We start from the raw sequence: 20,194 nt of genomic DNA, 5'->3' as shown, positions 1-20,194 counted from the left end.
CCACCCGGCCTCCCATAGCGTATCCTGCCGTTGGGAGGCCGGGTGGGGGTGCGGGCCGGTGCCGTTCTTCCCAATCAAAAACACCCGGTGCCATTCTTCCCGACAAACAACTCCCGGTGCCGCACCTCGAGCAAACACCCCATCCCGCGACCGATCCGCACATCCGCGCGGCTTGATCCGCACCCGGATCGCCCCCACATCGCAGCCATGCTGATCGAGACCGAATCGACCCCCAACCCCGCGACGCTCAAATTCCTGCCCGGCCGCGAGGTGATGGGCATGGGCACCCGCGATTTCGCCACCCCGGAAGAGGCCGAGGCCTCGCCGCTCGCCGCCGCGCTGTTCGCGCTCGGCGATGTGGAGGGGGTGTTTTTCGGCTACGACTTCGTCTCGGTCACCGCGGCACCGGGCGTCGCCTGGGCCGATCTGAAGCCGAATGTGCTGGGCGTGCTGCTCGATCATTTCGCCGGCAACATGCCGCTGTTCGCCAGCGGCTCGGCGGCCGGGATCGAGATCCTGGACGAAGTCGCCGACGATCCCGCCGATGCCGATATCGTCGCCCAGATCCGCGAGCTGATCGAAACCCGCGTCCGCCCGGCGGTCGCCAATGACGGCGGCGACATCGTCTATCGCGGTTTCAACAAGGGCACGGTGTTCCTGAAGATGCAGGGCGCCTGTTCGGGCTGCCCGTCGTCGAGCGCCACGCTCAAGCACGGCATTGAAAGCCTGCTCAAACATTATGTGCCCGAAGTGACCGCCGTGCAGGCGGTCTGAGGCGCGGATCAGGACATGGGGGGACGGAAGTGATGGGCGAACTGCCGCAGGACGCGCTCGACCAGCTGTTTTTCAGCGCGCGCAGCTATAATGGCTATCTCGACACGCCGGTGCCGCAGGCCCAGCTCGAGCGCATCTGGGAGCTGATGAAGATGGGGCCGACCTCGGCCAACATCCTGCCCGCCCGGATCATCTGGTGCACCAGCGACGCCGCCAAGCAGAAGCTTGCCGCCTGTGCGAGCGCGCAGAACCAGCCGAAGATCCTGAGCGCGCCGGTGACCGCGATCATCGGCATGGATCTCGATTTCCCGGAAACCGTGCCCGAACTTTTCCCGCACAATCCGGGCGCGAAGGACTGGTTCGCCGATCCGGTGGCGCGCGAGACGGCGGCGTTCCGCAATTCGTCGCTGCAGGGCGGCTATTTCATCCTCGCCGCGCGCGCGGTCGGGCTGGACACCGGGCCGATGTCGGGGTTCGACAATCAGGCGGTCGACGCGGCATTCTTTGCCGGCACCGCGATCCGGTCGAACTTCATCTCGACGCTCGGGCATGGCGATCCGGCGAGCATCTTCCCGCGCCTGCCGCGGCCGGATTTCGCCCGTTTCAACACCATCGCCTGACCGGGCGATGGCGGACGGAGCGCGGGCCGGCCGGCGTCTGGCGATCGAAACCGCGACCGACAGCTGCTCGGTCGCGCTGTTCGAGGGCGACCGGCTGATCGGCCATCAGCATGAAGCGGTCGGGCGCGGCCATGCCGAACGGCTGGTGCCGATGATCGCCGCCCTGCCCGAACGCGGCCGCGCCGATCTGATCGCGGTCGATTGCGGCCCGGGCAGCTTTACCGGCATCCGCGTCGGGCTGGCGGCGGCGCGCGCGCTCGGCCTTGCCTGGGGCGTGCCGGTCAGGGGCTATTCCTCGCTTGCGCTGCTTGCCGCGCGGGCGCACGCCGAACTCGGCCTGTTCGACGAGGTGGCGGTTGCAATCATCGGCGGACATGGCGAATATTTCGTCCAGTCGTTCGCGGGGCCGTGCATGGAACCGATCACCGATCTCGCCTCGCTGCCGCCGGCGCAAGCGGCGCTGGCCTGTGGCACCCGGCCGCTGATCGGATCGGGTGCGGCGGCGCTGGCGGCGGCGGGCGCGCCCGGGGCTGTCCATCCGCTTGCCACCGATGCGCGCTGGGCGGTCGCCATGTCCGGTCCGCTCGCCAACCTGCCCCCTGCCCCCGTCTATGGCCGCGCGCCCGATGCGCGGCCGCCCGCTGCGTGACCGGGCTGACCACCGGCGCGGCGATTTCGCCCGGCAGCGCAGGCGATCTGCGCGACGTCATGGTCGCGATGACCGATGCCTTCGACCCGCGCTTCGGCGAAGCCTGGACCGAGGCGCAATGCGCCGGGATCCTGGGCATGCCCGGCAGCCATCTGCTCGTCGCGCGCGACGGCGCGCGGCCGACCGGCTTTGCGATGCTGCGCACCATCGCCGACGAGACCGAGCTGCTGCTGATCGCGGTGCGCGCGGGCGACCAGCGGCGCGGCATCGGCCGCGCACTGCTGGCGCATGTCATCGAACTGGCCCGCGCCCAGGGCGCACGCGCGCTGCACCTTGAGGTGCGTGACGGCAATGGCGCGGCCTGGCTCTACCGCGAGGCCGGTTTCGTCCAGGTCGGGCGGCGGCGGCAATATTATCGCGGCCGCGACGGCGAAAGCTTCGACGCGCTGACCTTCCGGCTGCGGATTGGCTGATCGGCGGTTTACCAAGAACATTCCATCAGCACGGCACGGGCGGATCGATTTCCGCTTGAAATGTTCGCGCGGCCCCACCAGCTTGCGCGCGCAGGGGAAAACATAATCATCGTTTCGGGGACATCACGCCATTATGTCTGATCACGCCACCACGCCGAATGACTTGATCGCGCTGACCGCCGACATCGTTGCGGCACATGTCAGCAACAATGTCCTTTCCGTCGGCGAAGTGGCAAATCTGATCACGCAAGTGCATGGCGCGCTGTCGGCCCTTGCACGTCCGTCTCCTGCCGAAGAACCGAAGCCGGAACCGCCGGTGTCGATCCGTGCGTCGGTAAAGCCCGACTATCTGATCTGCCTTGAAGACGGCAAGAAGCTCAAGATGCTCAAGCGCCATCTGATGACCCATTACGGCATGACGCCCGACGACTATCGGGCCAAATGGAACCTGCCCGCCGATTACCCGATGGTCGCGCCCAATTACGCCGATCAGCGCCGCTCGCTCGCCAAGCAGATCGGGCTGGGCAAGCGCCCGCGCAAACGCTGAGTTCCGGGGTCGGTTCCCTGCGCGAACCGTGCGCGCAGCGCCGTTGCCGGGCGGGGATATGGCGGCTGGCGGGCGGCGGCGAATCGCGTTAGATGGCGGCCATGCCTCGCAAGATTGATGTTGAAGCGCTGTGCGCCGAGAAAGGACTTCGCATCACCGACCAGCGGCGCGTCATCGCGCGCGTGCTGTCGGAGGCGGACGATCATCCCGATGTCGAAAAGGTCCATGCCCGCGCCGCCGCGATCGATCCGGGCATTTCGATCGCCACCGTCTACCGCACCGTCCGGCTGTTCGAGGAAGCCGGCATTCTGGAGCGGCATGATTTCGGCGATGGCCGCGCCCGTTATGAAGCGGCGCCCGACGCGCATCACGACCATCTGATCGACGTCGAATCCGGCGAAGTGATCGAGTTTGTCGATCCCGAGCTGGAACTGCTCCAGCGCCAGATCGCCGAGAAGCTCGGCTACCGGCTCGTCGACCACCGGATGGAGCTTTATGGCGTTTCGATCACCCGCCCCAAAAGCTGATCCGCGCCGGCACACGCGCCCGGCACATGCGCGCTGATCCGGCCGGCACCATCCGCGCGGTCGTACGGCTCGCGCTGCTGGTGCTGGTCTGCGCCCTCTGCGTCGCCGCCCATGGCGTAAGCCGTGCGCTCAGGCGGCGCTCGGCCTGGCCGCGCCGGTTTCTGGCGGCGGTGGCGGCGATCTGCGGCGTGCACGTCAAACGCGATGGCCGGCCGCTCGACCGCGATGTGCTGTTCGTCGCCAACCATCTGAGCTGGCTGGACATCCCGATCATCGCCGGGGCGACCGGCACCGCGTTTGTGGCGATGGACGGGCTTCGGTCCTGGCCGCTGATCGGCTGGCTCGCCGCGCTCAACAACACGGTGTTCGTCGACCGCGGCAACCGGCTGGGCGTGCATGGGCAAGTCGGCGCGGTGCGCGCGGCGCTCGCCCGGCATCAGGCGATTGCGATCTTTCCCGAAGGCACGACCAGCGACGGGGTAACGCTGCTGCCGTTCAAGCCGGCGCTGCTCGAAGTCGTCGCGCCGCCGCCGCGTGCGATCCGCGTCCAGCCGCTGTTTCTCGATTATGGCGCGGCGCGGCATCTGGCCTGGGTGGGCGACGAACCGGCCCCGGCCAATGCCTGGCGGGTGTTGACCCGGCCGGGGCGCTTCACCGTGCGCCTGTCGTGCCTCGATCCGTTCGATCCGGCCCAGCTGGGCGACCGCAAGGCGGTGGCGACCGAGGCGCGGCGGCGAATCCTGGCGGCTTCCGCCCATGCCCTCCCGCCTGTATAGGGCGGCCGATCATGACCAGGCCCACCCCGTCCACCTACCGCGTCAAATCCTTTGGCTGCCAGATGAACGTCTATGACGGCGAGCGCATGGCCGAAATGCTGGCGGCGCGCGGCCTGACGCCGGCGGCCGAGGGCGCGGATGCCGATCTGGTCGTCCTCAACACCTGCCACATCCGTGAAAAGGCGTCGGAAAAAGTCTATTCCGAGGTCGGCCGCCTGCGCCGCGAGGATGGCAGCCGCCCGCTGGTCGCGGTCGCCGGCTGCGTTGCCCAGGCCGAGGGCGAGGAGATTCGCCGCCGCACGCGCGACGTGGACATCGTCGTCGGCCCGCAGGCCTATCACCGCCTGCCCGGCCTGATCGACACCGCCCTTGCCGGCGGCCATGCGGTCGATACCGACATGCCCGCCGAATCGAAGTTCGGCGCGCTGCCCGGCCGCGCCCGCCGCGCCGCGCCCAGCGCCTTCCTGACCGTGCAGGAAGGCTGCGACAAATTCTGCACCTATTGCGTCGTGCCCTATACGCGCGGCGCCGAAGTGTCGCGCCCCTGGGGCCAGATCATGGACGAGGCGCGTGCACTGGTCGATGCCGGCGCGCGCGAGATCACGCTGCTCGGCCAGAACGTCAACGCCTGGGCGCATGACGGGCGCTATCTGCACGATCTGATCGAGGCGATGGCCGCCCTGCCGGGGCTGGCGCGCATCCGCTACACGACCAGCCATCCCAACGACATGCATGACGGGCTGATCGCCGCGCACCGCGACATCGACAAGCTGATGCCGTTCCTGCACCTGCCGGTGCAGTCGGGCAGCGACCGCATCCTGAAGGCGATGAACCGCAGCCATGATGCCGACAGCTATTTGCGGCTGATCGACCGGGTGCGCGCCGCGCGCCCCGACATTGCGATTTCGGGCGATTACATTGTCGGCTTCCCCGGCGAGACCGATGCCGATTTCGACGCGACGCTGAAGATCATCGAACGCATTGTCCATTCGCAGGCATTCTCGTTCAAATATTCGCCGCGCCCGGGCACGCCGGCGGCGACGATGGACGGGCAGGTCGACGCGCAGGTGATGGATGAACGGCTGAAGCGGTTGCAGGCGCTGATCGGCCAGCAGCAGCATGCGTTCAACCTGGCGAGCGTCGGCCGCGACACGACGGTGCTGCTGGAACGCGCCGGCCGCCATCCGGGGCAGCTGATCGGCAAATCGCCCTGGCTGCAATCGGTGGTTGTCGAACAGGGCGCAATCGGCGACCTTGTCGACGTGCGGATCAGCGCGGCGGGGCCGAACAGCCTGTCGGGCGTTGTCGCGCAGAAAGAGGCCGCTTGACCGCACAGGAGAGGCATGTCGCGTAAGCCCGCCCCCGCCCGCCCGGGCGATCGCAGCCGCATCGAAGTCGTGTTCGACCGGCCCCAGCTTCTTGGCCAGCTGTTCGGCCATTATGACCAGAATCTCGTCGCCATCGAAAACCGGCTCGGCGTCTACATCGCCGCGCGCGGCAACAAGCTCCAGCTCGAGGGCGAGGCGGAGGCGATCGCCCGCGCGCGCGACGTGCTGACCGGGCTCTACAACCGCATCCTGCGCGGCGAGGAAATCGACGCCGGCACGCTCGATGCGGTGATCGCCATGTCGGCCGAACCGACGCTCGACGGCATCATCCGCGCCGATGTCAGCCAGCCGCCGCAGGTGATGATCCGCACCCGCAAGAAAACGATCGTCCCGCGTTCGACCACCCAGATCCGTTATATGGAGGCGCTGGCGAGCGACGACATCATCTTCGCGCTCGGCCCGGCGGGCACCGGCAAAACCTATGTTGCCGTCGCCCAGGCGGTGCAGCAGCTGATCGCCGGATCGGTCGACCGGCTGATCCTGTCGCGCCCGGCGGTCGAGGCCGGCGAACGGCTCGGCTTCCTGCCCGGCGACATGCGCGAAAAGGTCGATCCCTATCTGCGCCCGCTTTATGACGCGCTTTACGACATGCTGCCAACCGAACAGGTCGAACGGCGGATCGCGAGCGGCGAGATCGAGATCGCGCCCATCGCGTTCATGCGCGGCCGCACTCTGTCCAACGCGTTCATCATCCTTGACGAGGCGCAGAACACCACGCCGATGCAGATGAAGATGTTCCTCACCCGGTTCGGCGAGAACAGCCGCATGGTCGTGTGCGGCGATCCGCGGCAGGTCGATCTGCCCGATATCGGCAAATCGGGCCTGCCCGATGCGGTCGCGCGGCTGGACGGGGTGCGGGGGATTTCGATGATCCGGTTCGGTGCCGCCGATGTCGTGCGCCACCCGCTCGTCGGGCGGATCGTCGAGGCCTATGAGGGCGAGGGCGCCTGAACCGATGATCGATGTGGCAGTGCAGGTCGAGCCGGACTGGCTCGCGGCCGGGGACGCCGAGGCCAACACCGAATCGGCGTGGGAGGCGCTTGCCGAACGCGCGGTGCGCGCGGCGCTGGCGGTGACGCCCGATGCCGGGCTGGCGGACGGCGCGACGATGGTCGAGGTGTCGGTCAGGCTGGCCGGCGATGCCGAGGTGCATGAGCTGAACCTCAGCTATCGCCACAAGGACAAGCCGACCAATGTGCTGTCCTTCCCCATGCTGCCGCCCGATCTGATCGCCGCGATCGCGAGCAGCGATGCCAATACCGATGCCAATACCGATGATGGCGAGGTGCTGCTGGGCGACATCATCCTGGCGCATGGCGTGTGCGCGGCCGAGGCCGCCGACAAGGGCGTCAGCCTGTCCGCCCATGCCAGCCATCTGATTGTTCACGGCCTGCTGCATCTGCTAGGCTATGACCATCAGGACGCGGCCCAGGCCGACGCCATGGAAGCGCTGGAGGGCGAGGCCATGGCGGCGCTCGGCCTGCACGCGCCCTATCACAGGGACGAACCGTAACCAGATGCCTGAGGATTCCAGTAGGAACGGCCACGCCGGCGAGACCGGTGGTGGCCGCTTGTGGAAGGGCCTGCGCGACATGCTCTTCGGCGCGGACAGCGAACCGACGCTGCGCGACCAGATCGAGGAAGCGATCGAGGAACATGAGGGCGAACCGGCCGAGGCCGGCGACCTCAGCCAGATCGAGCGCCAGATGGTGCGCAACCTGCTGCATTTCGGCGAACGCAATGTCCGCGACGTCGCGGTGCCGCGCGCCGACATCATCGCCATCGACGAAGCGGCATCGTTCGACGCCGTGGTCGCCGCCTTTGCCGAGGCCGGGCACAGCCGCCTGCCCGTCTATCGCGGCAGCCTCGATACCGTGGTCGGCATGGTGCATGTGAAGGACGTGTTCGCGATCCTTGCGACCGGCGGTCCGCGCCCCGACGGCATTGCCGGGCTGATCCGCGAGCCGCGCTATGTGCCGACCTCGATGGGCGTGCTCGACCTGCTGGCCGAAATGCGTGCGACGCGCACCCATCTGGCGATCGTGGTCGACGAATATTCGGGCACCGAAGGGCTGGTGACGATCGAGGATCTGGTCGAGGAAATCGTCGGCGATATCGAGGACGAGCATGACGAGGCCCCCGTCGCCGCGCTGATCGCGCTGGGCGACGGCGTGTGGGACGCCGATGCGCGCGCCGAGCTGGAGGACGTCGCGGCCGAGCTCGACCCCCGCCTTGCCGAGGTCGAGGAGGATGTCGACACGCTGGGCGGGCTGACCTTCGTGCTTGCCGGCCATGTGCCGCAGCCGGGCGAGATCGTCGAACATGCCAGCGGCTGGCGGATCGAGGTGGTGGCCGGCGATCAGCGCCATGTCACGCGGGTGCGCCTGCACGCGCCGGCCGAAAGCGGCTGAGCGCGCCGGGAAACCGCCGCCTGCCGCCCTAGGATTCTGCCGCTCTGCCGCTCTGCCGGTCGCAACTTTGCCACCAGCCACCCTGTCGCAGCCCTGCAAAGCTTTGCAGGGCGCGGCAAAGCTGATGAAGTTTTTGCGTCGGAAAAGTTAACGAAAGTGATTTCCCTGCCACGGCGGATGGTGGCAGGGGCGCGCTCACGAAGGCGGTCAACGTCCTTCGGGTCGCCGGGTGCAAACTGCATCCGGACGGTGCCGCCGGCCCCCTCACACCCCTGGCCGGCGGCACCTTTTTCATAGCCCGAGTCGCGCTGCGGCGCGCCAACCCGGATGATCATCCTGTGTTGCTGATCTGGCCGAATCCCGGCGGTCAGGGGTGTGCATCGGGTGGTTCCACTGCGCCCGGAATCGCTCTAGACCACCGCCATGTTCGCCCGGATCCGACGCCCGCTCATTTTCGCCGTCGCGGTGCTTGCCGCGCTGGTCATCGGTCTCATCCTCTATACGGGGCGCGACAATGCCCGGCTGGCCGAGGCCGATCTTGCCGGCGTCAGGCCGCGCATCCAGCCGCCCGCGACCGAGCTGGTGCCGGTGGTCAACATCGCCACGCCGACCGACTGGGGCAATCAGACGCCCAAGGCCGCGCCGGGGCTGAAGGTCACGGCGTTTGCGACCGGGCTCGATCATCCGCGCTGGATGACGCTGCTGCCCAATGGCGATGTGCTGGTCGCCGAAACCAACTCGCCGCCGCGCGCGCAGACGGGGCTGGTCGACCGCATCATGGGGCTGCTGTTCGCGCGTGCCGGCGCGGGCGGCACATCGGCCAACCGCATCACCCTGCTGCGCGACGCCGATGGCGATGGCCGCGCCGAAACCCGTTCGGTGCTGGTGGAGGGGCTGAACTCCCCCTTCGGCATGGCGCTGGTCGGCGACCGGCTTTACGTCGCCAACACCGATGCGCTGGTCGTCCTGCCCTATCGCACCGGCGACACGCGGATCACCGCGCGGCCGGAAAAGGTCATCGACCTGCCCGGCGGCTATAATCACTGGGCGCGCAACGTGATCGCCGATCCGGCGGGCAAGCGGCTCTATGTCACCGTCGGCTCGGCCAGCAATATCGGCGAACGCGGGCTGGAGCTGGAGGAACGGCGCGCCGCGATCCTCGAGGTCGATCCGGCGACGCGCAGCCAGCGCATCTATGCAAGCGGCCTGCGCAACCCCAATGGCCTGGCCTGGGAACCGGTCAAGGGCGGACTGTGGACCACCGTCAACGAACGCGACATGATCGGCGGCGACGGCCCGCCCGACTATATGACCAAGGTCGAGTTCGGGGCTTTCTATGGCTGGCCGTGGAGCTATTGGGGCGGCTATGTCGACAAGCGCGTCCGGCCCGAACGGCCCGACCTGCTCGAATATACCAAGCGCCCCGATTATGCGCTCGGCCCGCACGTCGCCCCGCTCGGCATCGCCTTTGCAACCAGCGCCGATCTTGGCCCGGATTATGAAAACGGGGCGTTTGTCGGCCTGCACGGCTCGTGGAACCGCAAGCCTGCCTCGGGCTACAAGGTCGTGTTCGTGCCGTTCGGGGCCGATGGCTGGCCGGTCAAGGATCGCAAGCCGGTCGACCTGCTGACCGGGTTCCTGACCAAGGACGGCAAAGCACGCGGTCGCCCCGCCGGGGTGATCGTCGATGGCAAGGGCGCACTGCTCGTCGCCGACGATGTCGGCAACCGCATCTGGCGGGTGAGCCGCTGACAGCGCGCATGCCGGTGCGGGTCACGCCGCACCGGCCCGTCAGGTCGCAAACAGCATCGCGTCGTCGGCAAAGGCCTTGAACTCCAGCGCATTGCCGCTGGGATCGCGGAAGAACATCGTCGCCTGTTCGCCAGGCTGCCCCTTGAAGCGGATATGCGGGGCGATGCCGAACGCGATCCCCGCCGCCGCCACCCGCTCGGCCAGCTGCTGCCACTGGTCCATGGTCAGCACGACGCCGAAATGCGGCACCGGCACATCATGGCCATCGACCGGGTTGGTCGCCTCCACCGCGCACGCGGCGTCGCTCAGATGCGCGACGATCTGATGGCCATAAAGGTCGAAATCGATCCAGTGATCGGCGCTCCGCCCCTCACGGCAGCCCAGCACGCCGCCGTAAAAACCGCGCGCTGCCGCCAGATCATGGACGGGGAAGGCAAGGTGGAACGGGCGGATCACAGCGCGCCCCCGGGGCGACCGGCCAAAGGGCCGGTTGCGGGGCCGGTATCGGCGGGCGGCGGTGCCACCACCTGCGCCATCACCAGACAGGTGCGCGCCTCGGCAATCGGCAGCGGGGTGAGCCGCACCACCGCTTCCACCTCGCGCGCCAGCAGCGCGCCGACCTGTTCGCGCGACAGGCCGCTTTCGCGGGTGATCGCTTCGCCGATCACCTCGGCAAAGCGCGCACCATCCTCCTCGAGCGAGGGCAGGTCCTGCGCGGCGGCGACCCCGCTGCGCTGCGCATTGGCGACGATGGCCAGCACCGCGAGGCAGCGCGCCTGCGCGGCCCGGGCGGGCGGAATGACGGCAGGCGGGACGGGGGTGGACGCCTGAACGAGAAGCGGCAGCAGCAACTGGATCATGCCCCCTGATGCCGCGTTGCAATCGTCACAGGCAAGGGCGATATGCGGCGGCCGTGCGCAGCTCCCCTTCCCCCGCCGCCGGCTCTGCCATTTTTGCCCCCCGCACCGCATTGTTCCCCCGCGCCATATTGCCGATTGCGATTGCCGCCGGTGCGGTGTCGGCGACCGGCTTTGCCCCGCTTGGCTGGTGGCCGGCGGCGCTGATCGGCTTCGGGCTGTTCGCGCTGCTGGTCGTGACCGCCCCCGGTGCGCGCAGCGCCTGGGCGCGCGGCTGGGCGTTCGGCATGGGCCAGTTCACGCTGGGGCTGAACTGGATCGCCCATGCCTTTACCTATCAGGATGCGATGCCGCACTGGTTCGGCTATCCGGCGGTGGCGCTGCTGTCGGTCTATCTGGCGGTGTTTCCGGGGCTGGCAGCACTCGCCGCCTGGCCGGCGCGGCGGCATCCGGTTGCCTTGGGGCTGGCGCTCGGCGCGGGCTGGATCGCGACCGAATGGCTGCGCGCGCATCTGTTCACCGGCTTTGCGTGGAACCCGGTTGCCGCGATCTGGGCCGACACGCCGGGGCTGCACGCGGCCCTGCCCTGGATCGGCACCCATGGTCTGGGCGGGATCACGGTGGCGGCGGCGGCGTTCGGCGGTGCGGCGTTCGGTAAAGCACGCGGGCGGTCCGTGCGGCTGCTGCCCGCCCTGCCCGTACTTGTGCTCGCCGCGCTCGCCCTGCTGCCGCTGCCCCCGGCACCGGTTGTGCGCGGCCCGGCGGTGCGGATCATCCAGCCCAATATCGATCAGGCCGCCAAGCATGACGAAGCCGCGCAGATCGACCATTTCCGCACGCTGGCGCGGCTGACCGGCACCCCCGGTCCCGCGCCCCGGCTGATTTTCTGGCCGGAAGCGGCGATCGACAATGGCTATTATCTGGCCGAGGATCAGGGCCTGCGCGACTGGCTGGCGCGGCGGCTGGGGCCGCGCGACCTGCTGCTGACCGGCGGGGTCGCGCTGGAATATGGCGCGGATGGTCGCGCGGTCGGCGGGCGCAACAGCGTGTTCGTGCTGGGCGCGGACGCGCGCATCCGGGGCCGTTACGACAAGGCGCATCTGGTGCCTTATGGCGAATATCTGCCGATGCGCGGGCTGCTCGAACCGCTCGGCCTGTCGCGGCTGGTGCCGGGGGATCTGGATTTCTGGCCCGGCCCCGGCCCTGCCTCGCTCGACCTGCCGGGCTTTGGCCGGGCGGGGTTCCAGATCTGCTATGAAATCATCTTTCCCGGCGCGGTCGCGTCGCGGGCGGCGCGGCCCGATTTCCTGTTCAATCCGTCCAACGACGCCTGGTTCGGGCGCTGGGGCCCGCCCCAGCATCTGGCGCAGGCGCGGCTGCGTGCCGCCGAGGAAGGGCTACCGGTCATCCGCGCGACGCCGACCGGGATTTCGGCGCTGATCGGCCCGTCGGGCGAGGTGATCGCCCGGCTGCCGCACCGGGCGATGGGGGCGATTGACGGCCATCTGCCCCGGCCGCTGCCGCCGACCGCCTTTGCACGGCTTGGTAACCTTCTTTCGCTGATGGTGGCGCTCGCGCTTGGCGGATTGGCGATTGTCAGCGCACGTCGCGCCCGCTAAGGGCGATGCAAGACATAAACATGTCTTTATATGCGGCCTCACCGCCGCGCCCCTAGCCAGGATCCGTCATGCGCTCCACCTATCTCTTCACGTCCGAATCGGTGTCCGAAGGCCATCCCGACAAGGTCGCCGACCAGATTTCCGATGCGATCGTCGATCTGTTCCTGTCCAAGGACCCGGAAGCCCGCATCGCCTGCGAAACGCTGACCACCACCCAGCGGGTCGTGCTGGCCGGCGAGATCCGCTGCCGCGGCGTCTATGAAAACGGCGCCTGGGCACCGGGTGCTCAGGAAGAGATCGAGCGCGCGGTGCGCGAAACGGTGAAGCGCATCGGCTATGAGCAGGACGGCTTCCACTGGCAGACGCTCGCGTTCCACAATCATCTGCACGGCCAGTCGGCGCATATCGCCCAGGGCGTCGATGCCAGCGCCGACAAGGACGAAGGTGCCGGCGACCAGGGCATCATGTTCGGCTTCGCCTGCGACGAAACCCCCGATCTGATGCCGGCGACGCTCGACTATAGCCACAAGATCCTCGCCCGGCTGGCCGCCGACCGCCATGCCGGTACCGCCCCGTTCCTCGAGCCGGACGCCAAGAGCCAGGTCACTTTGCGCTTCGAAAATGGCCGCCCGGTCGCGGCGACCGCCATCGTCGTGTCGACCCAGCACAAGCCGGGTTACGATCAGGGCGAAAAGGAAGCCGAGCTGCACGCCTATGTGAAGAAGGTCGTCGCCGAAGTGCTGCCGCAGGGCTTTGTCACCAACGAGACGGTGTTCCACATCAACCCGACCGGCAGCTTTGAAATCGGCGGGCCGGACGGCGATGCCGGGCTGACCGGCCGCAAGATCATCGTCGACACCTATGGCGGTGCGGCCCCGCATGGCGGCGGCGCGTTTTCGGGCAAGGACCCGACCAAGGTCGACCGTTCGGCGGCCTATGTGTCGCGCTATCTGGCGAAGAACATCGTCGCGGCAGGCCTGGCGCGGCGCTGCACGATCCAGCTGTCCTACGCCATCGGCGTGTCCGAGCCGCTGTCGCTTTATGTCGACACCCATGGCACCGGCACTGTCGATGAAGCCCGTATCGAAGCGGTGCTGCCGACGCTGGTGCGGCTGACCCCCAAGGGCATCCGCACCCATCTGGGCCTGAACAAGCCGATCTACGGCCCGAGCGCCGCCTATGGCCATTTCGGCCGCACGCCCGAGGGGGATTTCTTCCCGTGGGAGCGGACCGATCTGGTCGACAAGCTCAAGGCCGCACTGGCCTGATCCGCGGCCCCGCCGGTGCGCCATCGCACCGGCGGGGCACGCCTGCTGATAACAGGCCTGCCGATAAAGGGCGCGATGCCGCCCTGCTGTGCCCCGGCCCGGCTTCTGCTAGGGTCGGTCATGGCCGTTATTTCCCTGATCGTCCTTGCCGCGCTTGCGGCCAGCCCGCGCCCGCCCGTAACCGGCTTCAGCCCGGCTGAGCGTATCGAGATCCTGAAAGCCGCCGGTGCCGTCCGGCGCGGCGCGACCTGGGTGATGTGCGCCGACGATCCCGCCCCGGTCAGCGCCACGGTCCGCGCCATCGACCTGAATGGCGATGGCCGGCCCGAAGCCATTGTCACCGAACGCACGGCGCTCTGCGCGCCCAAGAGCGGCTGGCTCTATGCGGTGCTCGCCCGCGCCGATAACGGCGGCTGGCAGCTGCTCGCGCGGGGCGACGGGCAATTGCGCGTGATCGGCCGCGTGGCGTCCGGCGGGTGGCGCGACCTGCGCGTGACCGGCGGCGATGCGCCCGTCATCCTGCGCCATGACGGCCAGGCCTATCGCCCGCGCTGATCGCCGCCGCCATCCGCCCTTGATCGGCCACGCGACTGCCCATAGGCGTCGCCGCGATGACCGATCCGCTTTCCATCCGCCGCCTCTATGGCCGGGCCAAGGGCCACAAGCTGCGCGCCGGCCAGGCGATCCTTGTCGAAGAGACGCTGCCCCGGGTCGCCGTGCCGGACGAAGGCCCGCTCGACGCGGTGCGCCTGTTCGGCGCGCCCCGGCCGCTCGAGTTCGAAATCGGCTTTGGCGCGGGCGAGCATCTGGCGGCGCAGGCGGCGATGCGGCCCGGCCATGGCTTTATCGGCTGCGAGCCGTTCCTGAACGGCGTCGTCGGCGCGCTCGCCAAGATCGAAGATGAGGAACTGGCCAATGTGCGGCTGCACATGGGCGATGCGCTGGGCGTGCTCGAACGGCTGCCGGACCACAGCCTTGAGCGGCTCTATCTGCTCCACCCCGATCCCTGGCCCAAGGCGCGCCATGCCAAAAGGCGGATGGTCAATCACGGCCCGCTCGACCTGATCGCGGCCAAGCTGCGGCCCGGCGGCGAGTTCCGGCTCGGCACCGACGATCCGACCTATTGCCGCTGGTCGATGATGATCATGAACGCGCGCCGCGATTTCGTCTGGCAGGCAGCGACCGCGCAGGATTTCCTGACCCGGCCCGACGACTGGCCACAGACGCGCTACGAGGCCAAGGCCCGCACCAAGGGCCATGAAGTCTGGTATTTCCGCTATCTGCGCGTCTAAAGCATTTTCCAGCCGGGTCGGCCGGTCCGATACAGTCGGATCGGAAACCGCTGCAGAGCATCGTCGGGCGGGGTGAAACGCCCGGCCTGAAGCCGCCCCGCATTCCCGGCACAGCTGCCGCTGACGCGCACATGGATGCGGATCGACACGCGCGCATCCGTCGACCGCCTGTCGCGTGCGAACTTCCGGGCGAACGGACCGCCGATGGCGGCGTCAACGAGATCGCCCCACACCGCCCCGTAAAATCACTTATGCCTGTCATTAAATCTATACATATCAGCGAAATACGGAAGATAACACCCGCACCCGTTAATCATGTTCAATAACTTATGTGGTGAATAACGCCACCTTAACTGTCAAAATAATGGCGGTTTTCTCGCATCGCACAGCCCTTCTCCTATACCTGCAGGATAGGATCATGGTTGCCGAAGCGAGAGGACAGCATGGCTCTGGTTAAGAATAACGGCCGGACGGACAGCGTCGCGGCGCGCCCCGCAGCCGCCGGTTCGGCGCGCGAGGCCGAACTGCGCCGCAAGCGGGCACGCACGCTCGCCAAGCAGCAGCAGGTGGCAGAGCGCATCGCCGCCGCCAGCACCGAGCTGACCGCGGGCATCAACGAAGCCGCCGCCGCCGCCGAAGAGCTGAAGCGCGCGTCGGACGAGATCGCCGTCGGGGCCGAACAGGCGTCGAGCGCCGCCCAGATGTCGCTGGCTGCATTCCAGCAGGTTGCCGGCGCGATCACCCGCCAGATGCAGAATGCCGACACCAGCCGGGAAAAGGGCGAGGCGTCGCAGCTTGTCATCGCACGCACCAGCGAAGAAATCGCCGCTCTGATCGGCAATGTCACCACCGCCGCGCACCGCCAGGCCGCATCGGTGGAGATGGTCGCCGAACTGGAAAAGCAGGCGGCCAATATCGACGATATCGTGAAGGCGGTCGGCCGCATTGCCGACCAGACCAATCTGCTCGCCCTCAATGCCGCGATCGAGGCCGCCCATGCCGGCCAGCATGGCAAGGGCTTTGCCGTCGTCGCCGACGAGGTGCGCACGCTGGCCGAAACGTCGGAGCGCAGCGCCGGCCAGATTCAGGAGCTGATCGGCAAGATCCAGGCCGATGTGCGCGAGATTGCTGCCGGCATCAACCAGTCGGCCACCGCAATCGACGAGGAGGTCGCCAAGGCGGTCACGATCACCGAGCAGCTGGCCCAGATCCGCACCGATATCGCCGCGATCGTGACCGGCATTCAGGAAATCGCCGTCGGTGCCACCCAGTCCAACGTCGCCACCCAGCAGGCGCTGAAGGGCATGCAGGAAATCGCCTCCGCCGCCGAACAGCAATCGGCCGCCGCCGAGGAATCGGCCAAGACCGTCGCCGAACAGTCGATGGCGCTGTCGGAATGCGAACAATCGGCACAGGCGATGTCGGACCTGGCCGATGATCTGAAAAACTCGTCCGACGTCGCCAAGAGCGCGGAGGAAGTCGCGGCGGCATCCGAACAGCTGTCCTCGGCGGTGCACGAAATCAGCAAGTCGGGCACCCAGATCATGGCGGCGATCGAACAGATCCGCAAAGGTGCCGAGGTCCAGTCGGCCGCGACCGAGGAATCGGCGGCCGCCGCCTCGCAGATCGAGCGCGGTGTCGATCTGGCGCGCGAACGGGCCGACCAGAGCAGCCAGAAGGTCGTGCAGATCCGCGAGCTGCTGGCGCGCAACAAGCTGGCCGTCGATGCGATGGTCGCCGGCATCAACAACTCGGCAGCGGCGTCGCGGGCGAGCATCCAGCAGGTCAAGGATCTGGATCTGGTGTCGCGGCGGATCGACAAGATCGTCGATGCGATCTCGACCGTGTCGATCCAGACCAGCATGCTGGCCGTCAATGGCGCGGTCGAGGCGGCGCGGGCCGGGGAATATGGCAAGGGCTTTGTCGTCGTCGCCACCGACATCCGCAACCTTGCCCATGATTCGGCCGAAAATGCCGACCGCATCAAGGATATGGTGCGCGCGGTGCAGGATCAGATCGCACTGGTCGGCCAGGATCTGAACGAGATCGTCGCCGCCGCGCTGGCGGAGGTCGCCAAGGCCGAAAGCTGCACGGCGAACCTGATCCGCATCGAGGGCGAAATCGCCGAAATGGAACGCGGGGCCGGCGACATCATGAGCGCCTCGGTCGAGATCGCGGCCGCCATCGCGCAGGTCAAGACGGCGGTCGAACAGATCGCCGCCGCCGCGCAGGAGGCCGACAAATCGGCGAGCGAAGCCGCCAGTGCCGCCCAGCAGCAGGATCAGGGCGCCCGCGAACTCGCCACCGCCATCGAGGACATCGCCGCTCTCGCCGACGAGTTGCAGAGCGCCGCCTGAACGGGAGGCCGCAATGGCCCAGAATGCATCGACCCGGGGCGGACGCCGCGGCCCGCGCGCGCCCCGGCCCGCCGCGCCGGCAACCGGCCCGGACACGCAGGGCGGCACCACCACCGCCACCGGCACCGCCACCGCCTCCGGCACCGCCGCCGAACGCGGGACCGCGACGCGCCAGTTCGTGACCTTCGCCATCGACGGGCGGCCCTTTGCCGCCGAGATGGCGGTGGTGCGGGAAATCATCCGCCTGCCCGATGTCGTGCGCGTGCCGCTGGCCCCGCCGGCACTGGACGGCATCGCCAATCTGCGCGGCGACGTGCTGCCGATCGTGTCGCTGCGCCGGCTGCTCGGCCTGCCCGAACGCGCGCGCGACGAGGCGAGCCGGGCGATGGTCGTCCAGCTTGGCCAGCCGATCGGCTTTGTCGTCGACCGGGTGTCGAGCGTCGCCAGCATCGCTGAAGCGCAGATCGAGCCGGCCGGCACCGCCCAGTCGGCGGTCGACAGCCGCTTTCTGGCCGGCATGATCCGCGACGATGACGGGCGCGGCATCACGCTGATCATCGATTTTGCCCGGCTGGCGGCGGAGGCTCTGGCCGAGGCGCAGGCCGGCGGCGGGCGCGGCCAGGCGTCTGGCAGCGTGGCGGGCGATGACCGCGCGCCTGTGGTCGCGGCCGAGGGCGGCGACGAGACCCGGCTGGTGAGCTTCCGGCTCGACGGGCAGGAATATGGCATCGCCATCGCCGATGTGCGCGAGATCGTGCATTCGCCCGACCGGATCATGCCGGTGCCCGGTGCCGACGGCCATGTGCTTGGCCTGATGACGCTGCGCAACCGCCTGCTGCCGCTGGTCGATCTGCGCCGCCTGCTCGGCCTCGACGCGCGGCCGCTCGACGAGAAAAGCCGCATCGTCGTGCTCAAGATGGGCGAGGAGTCGGTCGGCCTTGTCGTCGATACCGTGACCGAGGTGCTGGGCGTGCCGCGCGCGGTGATCGAACAGCTGCCGCCGCTGCTCACGGCAGGCCGGGGCGAGATCGCGCAGGTCTGCCGGCTGGAGGACGGGCGGCGGCTGGTGTCGGTGATCGACAGCCGCGCGCTGTTCGTCCACCCCGCCATCGAGGCGGCGGGCCGGCTGGGCGCGGACGAAACCGCCGGAGACGTGCGCGGCGGGGACGGCGCGACGGATGTGGCCGGGCATGCGGAAGACCGCAGCGACGAACGCGGCGGCGCGGGCGATCAGGGCCAGCTGATCGTATTCCGGCTCGACCGGCAGGAGTTCGGCGTGCCGATCGCCGATGTGCGCGAGATCCTGCGCGTGCCCGACCAGATGTTCCGCGTGCCGCGCGCGCCCGCGGCGGTCGAGGGCGTGATCAACCTGCGCGGATCGGTGCTGCCGGTGCTCGACCTGCGCACCCGGCTGGGCATGGACCGGCTGGACACGCAGGAGCGGCAGCGGATCATCGTGTTCCAGATCGACGGCGTCCGCACCGGCTTTGTCGTCGACCATGTCAGCGAGGTGCTGAGCGTCGAGCCTGGCGCGATCGAGCCGGCCCCGACCCTGTCGGCCGCGCAGGACCGGCTGCTGCCCCGGCTCGTCAACATGGGCGCGCGCGGGCGGATGCTGCAACTGATCGACGCCCATCACCTGATCGACGCCGCCGAACGCGCCGAGCTTGCCGGGATGCTGGACGCCGCCGCATGATCCGCCTGCTGATCGTCGATGATTCCGCGCTTGTCCGCACCCAGCTTGCCCAGCTCTTCGCCGAAGAGGGCGGGTTCGAGATCGCGCAGGCGCGCAACGGTGCCGAGGCGGTCGAGCAGGTGCGCACGCTCCAGCCCGATGTCGTCACGCTCGACATCAACATGCCGCAGATGGACGGGCTGACGGCGCTGTCGCTGATCATGACCGAACGGCCGACCCCGGTGGTCATGGTCTCCTCGCTCACCGAACAAGGCGCGCTCGTCACGCTGGAGGCGCTGCATCTGGGCGCAGTCGATTACATCGCCAAGCCCGGCGGCACGATCTCGCGCAGCTTTGGCGACATCCGCCGCGAACTGGTCGCCAAGGTGCGCGCCGCCGCCGGGGCGCGGCTGCGCCATGGCGAGCCGGTGCGGGTGCGCGCGCCCGCCCCGACACCGGTCCGCGCGCTCGCCCCGCGCCGGGTGCTGCGCGACGGGCTGGTGCTGATCGGCGTGTCCACTGGCGGCCCCAAGACCCTTGAAGAGATCCTGCCGGACCTGCCGGCCGATTTTCCCTGGCCGGTGGTGATCGCGCAGCACATGCCTGCCGCCTTCACCCGCTCGTTCGCCGAACGGCTGGACCGTGTCTGCCAGATTGCCGTGGTCGAGGCGGCGGCACCGGTCGCGCTCGAACCCGGCACCGCCTATGTGGCGAAGGGCGGGGCCGATCTGGTCGTCGCCGACCGGGGCGGGCGGCTGTTTGCCGTTCCCAAACCCGAAAACCCGGCCTTTGCCTGGCACCCCTCGGCCGAAGTGCTGGCGCGCTCGGCCCTGCAGCACCGCCCGGCGCAGCAGCTGGTCGCGGTGATGCTGACCGGAATGGGCAATGACGGGGCCGACGGCTTTGCCGAGATTCGCCGGCGCGGCGGCCGCACCATCGCCGAATCGGCGGAAACCGCGGTCGTCCATGGCATGCCGCGCGAACTGATCGCGCGCGACGGCGCCGATGTCGTGCTGCCGGCGCAGAAGATCGCCGACCAGATCAACCGCTGGGCGAGCGGCGGCTGACATGCCCCTGCTCCAGCCCCGCATGGTGGCGGATCGCGCCCGCCATCCCGCGCCGCCCCGCCCGGCGCGGCTGGCCGCCGCCGATCCGGCCGCCCGCCGCCGCGCGGCACAGGCGCGCCGCCCCGGCATTGGCGGCCCGCGC

The 20,194-nt window shown here is 68.8% G+C and carries 21 protein-coding genes; 19 read left to right on the top strand and 2 right to left on the bottom strand.

The window, feature by feature from the left end; translation table 11 throughout:
* Nucleotides 1-207: 207 nt before the first annotated feature.
* From OPU66_RS13320 to OPU66_RS13265, 12 genes are all read left to right on the top strand, one after another.
* Nucleotides 208-774, top strand: coding sequence for a NifU family protein (locus tag OPU66_RS13320; protein ID WP_498554147.1), 567 nt, complete (start codon nucleotides 208-210; stop codon nucleotides 772-774).
* A 32-nt stretch (nucleotides 775-806) separates the two neighbouring features.
* Entirely contained in the window at nucleotides 807-1,394 is a 588-nt protein-coding gene (locus OPU66_RS13315) for a malonic semialdehyde reductase (protein ID WP_498554146.1), read from the top strand.
* Nucleotides 1,395-1,401: 7 nt separating this feature from the next.
* Nucleotides 1,402-2,043: a tRNA (adenosine(37)-N6)-threonylcarbamoyltransferase complex dimerization subunit type 1 TsaB gene (gene tsaB / locus OPU66_RS13310; protein ID WP_498554144.1), complete on the top strand. Its 642-nt coding sequence runs from the start codon at nucleotides 1,402-1,404 to the stop codon at nucleotides 2,041-2,043.
* Nucleotides 2,040-2,516, top strand: a complete 477-nt coding sequence (locus OPU66_RS13305) for a GNAT family N-acetyltransferase (RefSeq protein ID WP_498554143.1) — start codon at nucleotides 2,040-2,042, stop codon at nucleotides 2,514-2,516. Before tsaB ends, OPU66_RS13305 begins: the two co-directional genes overlap by 4 nt.
* Nucleotides 2,517-2,649: 133 nt before the next feature.
* Nucleotides 2,650-3,063 (top strand): Ros/MucR family transcriptional regulator, encoded by a 414-nt coding sequence (locus tag OPU66_RS13300; RefSeq protein ID WP_498554142.1) that lies wholly within the window; start codon nucleotides 2,650-2,652, stop codon nucleotides 3,061-3,063.
* 101 nt (nucleotides 3,064-3,164) lie between these two features.
* A complete protein-coding gene (locus OPU66_RS13295; protein WP_498554141.1) occupies nucleotides 3,165-3,590 on the top strand; it encodes a Fur family transcriptional regulator in 426 nt (141 codons plus the stop codon).
* A gap of 26 nt (nucleotides 3,591-3,616) precedes the next feature.
* Complete coding sequence (locus tag OPU66_RS13290) at nucleotides 3,617-4,366, top strand: lysophospholipid acyltransferase family protein (protein WP_498554140.1); 750 nt, start codon at nucleotides 3,617-3,619, stop codon at nucleotides 4,364-4,366.
* Nucleotides 4,367-4,377: 11 nt separating this feature from the next.
* Entirely contained in the window at nucleotides 4,378-5,694 is a 1,317-nt protein-coding gene (gene miaB / locus OPU66_RS13285; RefSeq protein ID WP_498554139.1) for a tRNA (N6-isopentenyl adenosine(37)-C2)-methylthiotransferase MiaB, read from the top strand.
* 15 nt (nucleotides 5,695-5,709) lie between these two features.
* Nucleotides 5,710-6,705 (top strand): PhoH family protein, encoded by a 996-nt coding sequence (locus OPU66_RS13280; protein ID WP_498554138.1) that lies wholly within the window; start codon nucleotides 5,710-5,712, stop codon nucleotides 6,703-6,705.
* 4 nt (nucleotides 6,706-6,709) lie between these two features.
* Nucleotides 6,710-7,267: an rRNA maturation RNase YbeY gene (ybeY, locus tag OPU66_RS13275; RefSeq protein ID WP_498554137.1), complete on the top strand. Its 558-nt coding sequence runs from the start codon at nucleotides 6,710-6,712 to the stop codon at nucleotides 7,265-7,267.
* A gap of 4 nt (nucleotides 7,268-7,271) precedes the next feature.
* Nucleotides 7,272-8,165, top strand: a complete 894-nt coding sequence (locus OPU66_RS13270) for a hemolysin family protein (RefSeq protein ID WP_498554136.1) — start codon at nucleotides 7,272-7,274, stop codon at nucleotides 8,163-8,165.
* A 423-nt stretch (nucleotides 8,166-8,588) separates the two neighbouring features.
* Nucleotides 8,589-9,917, top strand: a complete 1,329-nt coding sequence (locus OPU66_RS13265) for a PQQ-dependent sugar dehydrogenase (RefSeq protein WP_498554135.1) — start codon at nucleotides 8,589-8,591, stop codon at nucleotides 9,915-9,917.
* Nucleotides 9,918-9,956: 39 nt separating this feature from the next.
* Here OPU66_RS13265 and OPU66_RS13260 read toward each other — a convergent pair whose 3' ends face one another.
* On the bottom strand, nucleotides 9,957-10,373 hold the full coding sequence (locus tag OPU66_RS13260) for a VOC family protein (RefSeq protein ID WP_498554134.1): 417 nt from the start codon (nucleotides 10,371-10,373) through the stop codon (nucleotides 9,957-9,959).
* Entirely contained in the window at nucleotides 10,370-10,777 is a 408-nt protein-coding gene (locus OPU66_RS13255; protein WP_498554133.1) for a hypothetical protein, read from the bottom strand. The genes OPU66_RS13260 and OPU66_RS13255 overlap by 4 nt, the downstream gene beginning before the upstream one ends.
* 128 nt (nucleotides 10,778-10,905) lie before the next feature.
* Here OPU66_RS13255 and lnt point away from each other — a divergent pair, with 128 nt between their 5' ends.
* The 7 genes from lnt to OPU66_RS13220 all read left to right on the top strand — a co-directional run bounded on the left by lnt (nucleotide 10,906) and on the right by OPU66_RS13220 (nucleotide 20,052).
* Nucleotides 10,906-12,393 carry an apolipoprotein N-acyltransferase gene (lnt, locus tag OPU66_RS13250; RefSeq protein ID WP_498554132.1) on the top strand — a complete coding sequence of 496 codons (1,488 nt, stop codon included), beginning with the start codon at nucleotides 10,906-10,908 and terminating at the stop codon, nucleotides 12,391-12,393.
* Between the two features lie 68 nt (nucleotides 12,394-12,461).
* Complete coding sequence (gene metK, locus OPU66_RS13245) at nucleotides 12,462-13,661, top strand: methionine adenosyltransferase (RefSeq protein ID WP_498554131.1); 1,200 nt, start codon at nucleotides 12,462-12,464, stop codon at nucleotides 13,659-13,661.
* A gap of 120 nt (nucleotides 13,662-13,781) precedes the next feature.
* Complete coding sequence (locus OPU66_RS13240) at nucleotides 13,782-14,216, top strand: hypothetical protein (RefSeq protein WP_498554130.1); 435 nt, start codon at nucleotides 13,782-13,784, stop codon at nucleotides 14,214-14,216.
* Between the two features lie 56 nt (nucleotides 14,217-14,272).
* A complete protein-coding gene (gene trmB / locus OPU66_RS13235) occupies nucleotides 14,273-14,953 on the top strand; it encodes a tRNA (guanine(46)-N(7))-methyltransferase TrmB (RefSeq protein ID WP_498554129.1) in 681 nt (226 codons plus the stop codon).
* 443 nt (nucleotides 14,954-15,396) lie between these two features.
* A complete protein-coding gene (locus OPU66_RS13230) occupies nucleotides 15,397-17,310 on the top strand; it encodes a methyl-accepting chemotaxis protein (protein ID WP_498554128.1) in 1,914 nt (637 codons plus the stop codon).
* A gap of 13 nt (nucleotides 17,311-17,323) precedes the next feature.
* On the top strand, nucleotides 17,324-19,006 hold the full coding sequence (locus tag OPU66_RS13225) for a chemotaxis protein CheW (protein WP_498554127.1): 1,683 nt from the start codon (nucleotides 17,324-17,326) through the stop codon (nucleotides 19,004-19,006).
* On the top strand, nucleotides 19,003-20,052 hold the full coding sequence (locus OPU66_RS13220; protein ID WP_498554126.1) for a protein-glutamate methylesterase/protein-glutamine glutaminase: 1,050 nt from the start codon (nucleotides 19,003-19,005) through the stop codon (nucleotides 20,050-20,052). The genes OPU66_RS13225 and OPU66_RS13220 overlap by 4 nt, the downstream gene beginning before the upstream one ends.
* Nucleotides 20,053-20,194 lie beyond the last annotated feature (142 nt).

The organism is Sphingomonas sp. URJC2 (genome assembly GCF_059803575.1).
The sequence above is the reverse complement of the archived record's forward strand: the minus strand, read 5'-3'. Positions and strand labels throughout refer to the sequence as shown.